Below are 10,220 nucleotides of genomic sequence, written 5' to 3' on the forward strand. Positions count from 1 at the left end.
GAAAAGACTTTTAAATTGGCAGATAATGCAGGTAATGTTAAAAAAAATTAATCAAGTATCCTTACTCAGTGACCCTTAATCTAGTTACCCTAGTAAAGTAGACTAGCATTTAATTCAGATAAGATAGTATTTTTTAATAACCGTCAAAAGCTCGCTTGCAAGGTTGGAGAGTGCCAAATATGGCTGTTCCAGAGAAAAAAACTCAAGATCGAACGAACCCAAATAGAGAAGACTTACTGAACCGAATTACCAGTCAAATTCGGCAATCTTTGGAACTACCAGAAATTTTGGCTACAGCAGCGCGAGAAATGCGGCTATTGTTGAATACAGATCGGATTAAAATCTATGCTTTTTTGCCTGATGGTAGTGGCGAAGTAATTGCTGAATCCTGCCAAGGAAAACGCCTTCCTAGACTTCAAGGTTTAAGATTTCCCGCAGACGACATTCCTTCGTTAGCGCGGGAATTATTTATTAAAAGCCGAGTGCGAGTAATTGTTGATGTTGTCTCTGGACAAAAGACATCCGAAGCGTTAGAAAACGAGAAAAGCGAAAGTGATGCTGAAGTAGAGCGAAACAAAAAACAAGACATTCGCTATGCACCAGTAGATCCCTGCCACCAAGAATATCTCAAAGCAATGGGAGTTGCTTCGTCCCTAACAGTACCAATTTTAGTCAAAAATCATTTATGGGGATTGTTAGTCTCCCATCACGGCAAGCCCCGCCACTATAGCGAAAGAGAGTTACAAATTGTCCAATTATTAGTGGATCAAATTTCGATCGCGATCGCGCAATCTCAACTACTCGCTGAGGCACAACAACAAGCACAACACGAAGCGACAATTAACAAAATTAGTGCTTTGCTACATTCGCCCCAAGCAATGAGCAAAATTCAGCAAACAGTTCTCGAACAAACTGTGAAAGCTTTACACTGCGACGGCGGGAGATTATACGTTACTCCGGTAGATAATTGTCAAGAAGCACAAGTTTATTGGAGTGGACAGCAAGCTAAGATTGACAAGCTAGAAGAAAAAGCGAGTTTTTGGCAACAAATTCTGAGTAACCAAACTGGTTTAGGAGAAACTGAGTTAGAATTTTTTTTAACCCACCGGGAATCGGTTCGCGATCCAGAAAAGCTATTTAATTTAGGTATACTGCAATTAGAAACTGCTGAGCCGCAAGTCTACAAAATTTCCGATCTCAAACAGGAACCGCAATTGCAAGATGTGGTTTCTGCTTTTCAGGAAAGGCGAATTAATTCGTTGCTGATTGTGCCGTTACGCTACCAGCAACAGTGTGTGGGTTGTTTGACTCTTTTCCGCAGCGAAATTGAAACGGAAACTTTATGGGCTGGGCGTGCTAACCAAGATCCGCGTAATCGCCGCCCGCGAAAGTCTTTTGCGGCGTGGCGAGAAATTGTCAAAGGTACAGCCCAGCCTTGGACGGCGAATGAACTAAAATTGGCTCAAGCCCTCGGCATTCATCTTTATTTAGCGGTGATGCAAAGGCGAGTTGAGGAAATGATTCGCCATCATGCTTATCACGACCAATTGACAGGATTGCCGAATCGGAGATTGTTTAATCAAGGGTTGTATTTGGCGCTAGCAAACGCTCAGTTAACTCGCGGCGAGATGCTGGCGGTGTTATTTCTCGATTTAGATGGCTTTAAAAATATTAACGATACTTTGGGTCACGCCGTGGGAGATATTTTGCTGAAGCAGGTTTCTCAGCGACTGAAAAATTGTATGCGAGAAGCAGATATTTTGGCTCGTTGGGGTGGAGATGAGTTTACAATTTTACTTTCGCCATTAGCGAATACAACGACAGCGATCGCGATCGCGGGAGAACTTCTGGCTGCCCTGAATCTACCTTTTACTCATGCCAATCAACAGTTTTATATTAAAGGTAGTATCGGTGTTGCTTTAGCACCTTATCACGGACAAGATGCAGATACTTTGTTGAAAAACGCCGATGCAGCTATGTATGGAGCCAAACAACAAGGACGCAATACTTATCAAGTTTATACACCAGCGATCGGCACAAAACTACAACAGCGCTTAGTCCTGGAAAATAGCCTTTATAAAGCCCTCGAACGTCAAGAGTTTACTCTCCACTACCAGCCGCAAATATCTTTGTCTACAGGCGAAATTGTCGGGATGGAAGCTTTGATTCGCTGGCGATCGCCGGAACTCGGTTTAGTTTCTCCGGCTCAATTTATTCCCTTGGCAGAAGAAACTGGTTTAGTTATACCCTTGGGAAAATGGATTTTGCAAACTGCTTGCGAACAAATGAAAATTTGGCAGTCTCAAGGTTTACCGCCAATTCGGCTTGCTGTCAATCTTTCCGCACGTCAGTTTCAAGAACAAAATTTGCTCAAGAATATTACTCAAGTCCTCGAAGCAACAGGCGTCGAACCGAAACGTTTAGAATTAGAAATTACTGAAAGTATTGCCATGCGAGATATTGAATATACGATTTCCGTGTTAAAAAGCTTGCGGAAAATCGGCATTCAAATTTCAATGGATGATTTTGGTACGGGTTATTCGGCTCTTTCTTCTCTCAAGCACTTTCCCCTCGATAAACTGAAAATCGATCGCTCGTTTATTCGGGATTTAACTGTCGATTCTCATGACGCGGCGATCGTGGCGGCAATCGTGGCTTTAGGACATGGCTTAAACTTAGAAGTTGTCGCCGAAGGAGTCGAAACCAAAGAACAATTTGACTTTTTGCGGTCAATGCAATGTGATGTTTTGCAAGGATACTTCTTTCGTCGTCCTCTTCCTACCAAAGCTGCTACAGAATTGTTTCGCCAAGAAAAGTTTATTGTTTGGACTTCCGAATAAAAATTTTGAATTTGTCAAGATTTTGTAGTTTAACTTAACAATTAACTCTTGTTCTACCGATCTGATTTTTCGGCAATTTGCGTCGGAATTTCCAGGATAAATTTCATACCTCTCGTGGTTAAAGGGGAATAATCTAATTTACCTCGATATTTTTTAGTAATAACTTGATAGCTCAGATACAAACCTAAGTTATTTTTTTCTCCCCAATAATTAAGAGCAAAGAAATCTTCAAATAACTGTTTTTTTTCAGCTTCACTAATTTGTTTTCCATTGTGAACAAAAATCAATTTTACTCGCCGAGAATCAACCTGAATAGTACGAATTCGAATTGTTGGTTGAATCTGCGGTTCATGCTCGCGGACAGAAACAGCTAAATTTTGTTCTCTAATTTCTGATTCATTAATCGCATTAAGACAATGAGTAAGAATAATCAGCAACACTTGACTAATATCTTCAGAATAGCATTCAACCAAAGGTAAAAAACCATATTCTCTAATAATTTCTACGGGTAAACGGTCTAAATTTCCTTGCAAACGACTTCCTAAAATGAGTAAAACACTATCAATCAAAGCGTGTAAATCTACTGCTTTAACCTGGGATTTTTCCAGCCCAGAAAAACTTCGTACTGCTTGGATAAGTTCCTGAATACGTTCCGTACCAGTCTGCATCGAAACTAATAATTTAGGAAAATCTTTTTTGAGAAAATCTAAATCCACCTCTTGAATTAAACTCTCAGTTTCTGGAGAAATTTGCGGAGAATCTTGCTGATAACTTTGTAGCAATTTGAGTAAATCTTGAACATATTGATGAGCATGAAAAAGATTACCGTGAATAAAATTAATCGGATTTTTAATTTCATAAGCTATACCTGTTACCAACTGACCGAGTAAAGAAGTTTTCTCTTTTTGGACTAATTGCAATTGAGTATCTTGTAGCTTTTTCAAAGCTAGAGAAAGTTCAGCCGTTCGTTCTGCTACTTTTTGCTCCAACGTTCTCGTCAAATTATATAATTGCAAATGAACATTAACACGAGCCAAGACTTCTTCTTGTTGAAAAGGCTTAGTAATATAATCTACAGCACCTAAAGAAAGACCTTTAACCTTATTAGAAGTTTCCGACAAAGCCGTCATAAAAATCACCGGAATTTCGCGAGTAGTAGGATCGGCTTTAAGCTGAGTACAAGTTTCAAAGCCATCCATTCCCGGCATCATTACGTCAAGTAAAATTAAATCTGGTGGCTTATATTTAACCTGTTCGAGAGCACTTTCGCCATCCAGAGCAACAGCAACTTGAAAATTAGCCTCAGCTAAAGTATCAGATAAAATTTCTAAATTAGCTGGAGTATCATCAACAATTAAAATAATCGCAGTTTCCGTATTAGTTATCATCTTCACTACTCAGCTTCGAGCGACTGGCTAAAAAGTTTTCTTAGACTACTCAAAATGAATTTTATTCAGCAAGTTGCTGCTCAAGAAATTCTCTGATTTGTTTAATTTGAAATTTCTTAGCTAGTTGTTGAATATGTTGGCTAAAAGGGAGCAGCTCGTCAGATATTTTGGCTATTTCTTGAGCTTCTTGGCTTAAATTCCTGAGTAATCCTTGTTTAGCTAAATCTAGCAAAACCTGTAATTTTTCTCGTTCGGGAAATACCATTTTAGGAGTGGGCAATTCGGCTTTGACAACCGTTTGCTGAGGATGATTATTTTCCGGTTCCGACTCATAAATCCATTGTAATTGTAAGTATTTCTGAAGCTTGGCTAAAAGTTCCTCTGCTTGTATTGGTTTCGCTAAAAAGTCATCTCCACCGGCGGTGATACTTTTATGTCGATCGATTGCTAAAACACTAGCAGAAGAAACAATTACAAGCATTTGTTGTAACTGTGGTGATTGACGCAATTGTTGTAACATTTCAAACCCATCCATTACAGGCATTGCTAAATCGGTAATAATTAGATCTGGTTGATAAGTTAAAGCTTTATCTAAACCTTCTCGACCATTTGCCGCCTCCAAAATTACAAAATTAAGAGGTGCGAGTAAGTTTACCACAACCGAGCGATTTTCCCAACGGTCATCAATAACTAGAATGTGCTGTTGTTTACCGTGATAGCCAATAATTTGACCTTGGTTAGCGATCGCGGCGGTCTTTGCCCATTCTTTAGCTTCTGGTAAACTTAAATCAAACCAGAAGCGACTGCCTTTACCTAGCTGACTAGTAACTTGAATTTCACTATCCATTAAATTGATAATTTTTTGACTAATTGCCAAACCTAATCCAGTTCCTTCAGCTTTTAGTTTACTTCCGCCTACCTGCTCGAAGGGTAAAAAGATTTGTTCTAATTTTTCCGAAGCAATTCCCATACCCGTATCATCAATTTGAAAGCGAAGCTGATAAATTGTGGGCGAGTCAGTAGAAGGATAGTAATTAAGTACGGTAACGCTAAATGTAACTTCACCGATACTGGTAAACTTAATAGCATTACTCAAAAGATTAATTAACACTTGACGCAACCTTTTTTCATCAGCCCGTACGCCCGTGGGTAACGTCGAATCAGCTTGGTAATTAAAAGCAATTTGTTTAGCTTGCGCCCGGAGACGACAGATTTCGACTACTCCTTGTAAAAATGCAGGTAAGTGAAACTCAACCCGATATAATTCCATTTTGCGAGCTTCAATTTTCGAGATATCTAAAACATCATTAATCAAAGTCAACAAATGAGTACCGCACTGATTAATAATTACCACTCCATGACGCTCTTGTTCCGATAAAGTTTTTGAGCGTTGGAGAATTTGAGCGTAACCTAAAATACCATTGAGAGGTGTGCGCAGTTCGTGACTCATACTAGCCAAAAATTCACTTTTTGCTTGATTAGCCGCATCAGCTAATTCTTTAGCTTCTTGTAGTTCCGCAGTACGTTCTCGAACGCGAATTTCCAGTTGTTGTGCTTGATTTCGCAATTGGTTTTCCGAATCTCTGAGAGCTTCAATAAAGTGTTTGCGTTCGGTAATATCGCGTAAAATTACCACATATTCGCGAAGATCGTGAGAAAAGCGATCGCTAAGTGAAACTTCGATCGCTAAATTTTCTTCTCCTCGGCGAAAATTTTGTTCGCTGCGTCGTTGCCAATTTTCCGGTAAATCGGTTAGTGCGCTAAAATATTTATTTAAATGGCTTCCAATCAACTCTAACGGATGTAAGCCGAATAACTTCACGGTTGCCGGATTAACTTGAGTAATTTTACCGCGATCGTCCAAAACAATAATCGCATCTTGAGCGATTTTAAAGAGTAGTTCGCTTTGTTCTCTCGCTTCATTAATTGCTTCAGCTTGAGGAAGACTAGTCCAACAGGCGATCGCCACTCCCACAAATCCAACCATTAATAACGCGATCGCCAAAAAATTTCCGGAAACTGCATCAGTTGTGGCAACTAAATTTCGCTCTAATCTCGCTTTCAGTTCCCAACTAAACCAAGTTGCGCCACAAACTAAAATTAATAAAACAGTTACCTGTACCGCGACAAAATTTTGATAACCTTTATGGAAACGCTTATGATAGCGCTCGCTCCACCATTGCGGCTGAAAGCAACTAAATTGAACTCGATTAATCAGCCAATCTAAACCTAAAACTACGAGCGGTAATAGCAATCCAATCGTTAAATTTTGCCAACCCCAAGCTAAACCACCAACAATTAACACCAGAACTTCAACTAAACAAAAAAATAGCGACCACCAAGGTAAAAAAACTTCCAAATTTCCTCGACGCAGCCATAAACCAAAATGAACTAAGATCATTGCAGAAAGATAACCAGTTCCTGTCACCATGACCGTTCGTTCTACGTTTCCCCAAAGCAAGCAAATTAAACTTAAAACTAGGGTAAAAGTTAAACCAGGTCCAAAAGCGCCGCGACGAGATACTACTGCAAACACAGGCGAAATATAGCGATCTAAAGCTAACTGATATAAAACACGAGGAGAATTACTCACTGCGGTAGCAGAACTAAGTAAACATCCCGAAGCCATAAAAAAAGTCACTAAGAAAAAGGCACTTTTGCCCCAAAAAGGCTCGGCGGCAGTCACTAAATGTAAAAAAGAATTATTGCCTAAACTCGGATCTGTTGCCAAAGTCATTAATAACCAAGAGCCTCCGATATAGACAATTGGCAGTAATAAAGCAGCGAAAGAAAGACTGCGCAAAGAAGCTTGTGGTTGGCGATTATCAGCAATAAATGAAGAAGCTGTTTCGCAACCATAAGCAGCATAAACAGCAAGAAAATACCATTTTGCCCAATCAGGAAATGAAAAACTGCTCCAAGTTTCTGGAACAAAACTAGGGCTATTGGGAGCAATAGCTAACCAACCGATTCCTTGAGTACAAAAAACGAGTAAAAAGCCGATTGCTGGCAGCATAAAAAAGAGATGAAGAATCCCTAAAGCGCGAGTTCCACTAAAGGCGACAATAAAGGGAATTGCTGTTAAACTAATTTTCAGCAAAGTTTCGGGGCTATTAATTCCCACAGCGTCCAAATTAGCTGTAATTAAATCGGTGAAAATAATCGCATTCATTGAGGGAACCGATACCCAACCTACCAAGTAGCCAATTGCAGCATAACGAGCCAAAAAAGGATAATTGGCGAGTAATTTGGTTGTATAATTTGGCGTTCCTCCAGATAAATTTGACCATCTAGTTCCTAAACGTTTGACTTGAAGATTGAGTAAGATTCCGACGATCGCCGCAGGAATCCAGACAAAAATTGCTTGGGTTCCTAAAGCAGCATTCATAGCTGGAGCCGGACCTAGCCACAACAAAAAGCCGCTTAAGCCAAAACCCCAAACTTCTAATACGCTTAAGAGACGAGGTAACTGTAGCTTGGGTAGTGGTTTTTGTGCTGGGGAAAGATGAGTCATTAGCACCTATAAATCTAGTTAATTAGTCATGGTTATGCCAACAACAGTATAATGAAAATTGAAAAAAAAATGTTAAATTCGAGCTTTGAATAACTGGCAAAGTTTTAAGCTAACAGTCCGATGAATTACTGGTGACGATCGCGTCGTTTACCGTCAAGCTAAATCGTTCCTGGGAAACAATCGCGCGATCGCGTCGTTCTCAGTGGTAAGTTAAAAGAGGATATCAATCAAGAGCGGTTTAAGGTGCTGGTTGTAATAAATGTTGGAGCAAACTAAGGCTAATTTCCGCAGTTAAGGCTAAAATTGCGACGGGAATTGCTCCGACTAAAAGAATTGAGTTATCGTATAAAGCAAAACCAAGAACAATAAAGTCTCCTAAGCCACCAACACCAATAAAAGCAGCGAGGGTGGCTGAGGCGATTGCTTCCACGACTGCTGTTTTGATCCCGCCGATAATAATTGGTAGAGCGAGGGGAATTTTGATTTGAGTTAAGATTTGTGATGGTGACATTCCCATACCTTTTGCTGCTTCGATAATTGCTGGGGAAATGCTCCGAAAGGCAACGTCTGTATTAATTAGAATTGGCGGTATGACTAAGAGGGTAATGGCGATCGCGGCGGCGGTAAAGGTAAGTCCAAAGTAGGGAATGGTGAGGAATAAAATTGCTAGGGAGGGAATAACTCGCAAACCGTTAAAGCTATTAATTACTATGGCTGATAGTTGACGATTTTGCGAACTTGCTAATCCTAAAGGTAGTCCGATTGCCATCCCGATGATTAAGGGTATGGCAACTAATTCTAGGTGACGCAAACAAGCTGAGATGAGTTTGTCGGAATTCTCTACTGCGTATTGGAAAGCTGCTACAAATATGTTCATAGTCGTTGGCGATCGCGTCATTATTTAGAATCGGAAAATTCTTTTATTCTTCTGGGTCTTGATTCCATTTTGAGGAAGATTCAGCCGCTTTTGGGGTTGTTTTGCGCTCAATTTCATAAGGTGAGGGAGAAGGTAAAAGTTCCAATTGTTTTGATTTTGGTTTTGGTTTTGGTTTCTTGACTTGCTGACTTTTTTTACTAGTTGAACTGCGCCTGCGTTCGGAGATTCTTTCTTCGCTAGTTCCTTCAGCAATTACTTCGTAAAGTATGGCTAATTTATCTTTTTGGCTTCCTTTACGCAATACTCTTCCCAGTCTTTGGACATATTCGCGAGTTGAACCTGTACCAGATAAAATAATTGCAATCCTCGCATCAGGTACGTCAACTCCTTCATTGAGAACGTGAGAAACAACCAGACTTTTGTATTCTCCTTCGCGAAAACGAGTGAGAATGTCATGACGTTCTTTAACTGGTGTTTGATGAGTAATCGCAGGAATAAGAAAATCCTGGGAGATGCGATAAACAGTAGCATTATCGTTAGTAAAAATGATAATTCGTTCCGGATAGTGACGGGAAATTAGATCGGTGAGAACGCGCAATTTACCATCAGTACCGAGAGCAATTTCTTTGGCTTGCCGATGTGCTAACATAGCTCTACGTCCTGCCGCAGAACGAGCCGAAGTTTGGACGAAAAGTTGCCAACCTTTCATACTACTTAAGGAAATATTACTTTGGCGGAGAAATTCATTGCGAATTTTGATGGCTTTGTCGTAGTGAGAGCGCTCGTCTTTAGATAACTTAACCTTAATAGTGACAATTTTATGCTCTGCTAGAGCTTGACCGGATAATTCTTCTGGGCTTTTGCGATAAACCACTTTCCCGATCAATATATCTAAATCTTGATGTCGTCCATCGGTGCGATCGGGAGTAGCAGTAAGTCCGAGACGATAAGGTGCGATCGCGTATTCAGCGATAACCCGATAAAAGTCTGTGGGTAAGTGATGACATTCATCAAAAATTAGTAAAGCATATTTGTTACCTAAAGTTTCCGCATGGATTGCCGCACTATCATAAGTAGAGACTAAGATCGGCGTGCGATCGCGCGAACCTCCTCCCAATAATCCCACCTCCACATCCGGAAACGCTGCCAATAACTGTGCGTACCATTGGTGCATCAAATCTAAAGTTGGGACGACAATCAGCGTCGTACGTGGCGTTGACTGCATCGCCAGTTGCGCCAAATAAGTCTTTCCCGCCGCCGTCGGTAAGACCACAACCCCTTGACGATTTGCCCGTTTCCATGCTAAGAGAGCTTCACTTTGATGGGGATAAGGTTCCATTTCAAAGCTAGCAGTGAGTTCCAGAGGCAAAAATTCCCGCGCTTCGTCGATAAAATTAGTATTATGAGCCTGTAAAGCTTCCACTAGAGGGCGATAGTTAATCGCCGGAATGCGAAACTTTTCCACGCGATCGTCCCAAGTAGCGTAATCTATCCAGACTTTACCCCTCGGTGGTGGATGGAGAAGGAGAGTTCCTCGATGAAATTGTAGTTTAGGAGTTCGCGGCATTGAGTTGCGATCGCAGATGTTTCAATGCTTATTG

At 40.6% G+C, this 10,220-nt stretch carries 5 protein-coding genes; 1 reads left to right on the plus strand and 4 read right to left on the minus strand.

The genetic code is table 11. From position 1 onward, the window contains the following. Positions 1-179 precede the first annotated feature (179 nt). Positions 180-2,840, plus strand: coding sequence for a bifunctional diguanylate cyclase/phosphodiesterase (locus G3T18_RS19095; RefSeq protein ID WP_224412179.1), 2,661 nt, complete (start codon positions 180-182; stop codon positions 2,838-2,840). Between the two features lie 53 nt (positions 2,841-2,893). Here the strand turns inward: G3T18_RS19095 and G3T18_RS19100 are convergent, their stop codons facing one another. From G3T18_RS19100 to G3T18_RS19115, 4 genes are all read right to left on the minus strand, one after another. Then, positions 2,894-4,228, minus strand: a complete 1,335-nt coding sequence (locus tag G3T18_RS19100; protein ID WP_224412180.1) for a hybrid sensor histidine kinase/response regulator — start codon at positions 4,226-4,228, stop codon at positions 2,894-2,896. 61 nt (positions 4,229-4,289) lie between these two features. Then, a complete protein-coding gene (locus tag G3T18_RS19105) occupies positions 4,290-7,742 on the minus strand; it encodes an ATP-binding protein (protein ID WP_224412181.1) in 3,453 nt (1,150 codons plus the stop codon). A gap of 238 nt (positions 7,743-7,980) precedes the next feature. After that, entirely contained in the window at positions 7,981-8,619 is a 639-nt protein-coding gene (locus G3T18_RS19110; RefSeq protein ID WP_224412182.1) for an ABC transporter permease, read from the minus strand. A 43-nt stretch (positions 8,620-8,662) separates the two neighbouring features. Continuing rightward, positions 8,663-10,186, minus strand: a complete 1,524-nt coding sequence (locus tag G3T18_RS19115; RefSeq protein ID WP_224412183.1) for a DEAD/DEAH box helicase — start codon at positions 10,184-10,186, stop codon at positions 8,663-8,665. Positions 10,187-10,220: the final 34 nt, after the last annotated feature.

Source organism: Oscillatoria salina IIICB1, assembly GCF_020144665.1.
In the GTDB taxonomy this organism is placed as follows: domain Bacteria; phylum Cyanobacteriota; class Cyanobacteriia; order Cyanobacteriales; family SIO1D9; genus IIICB1.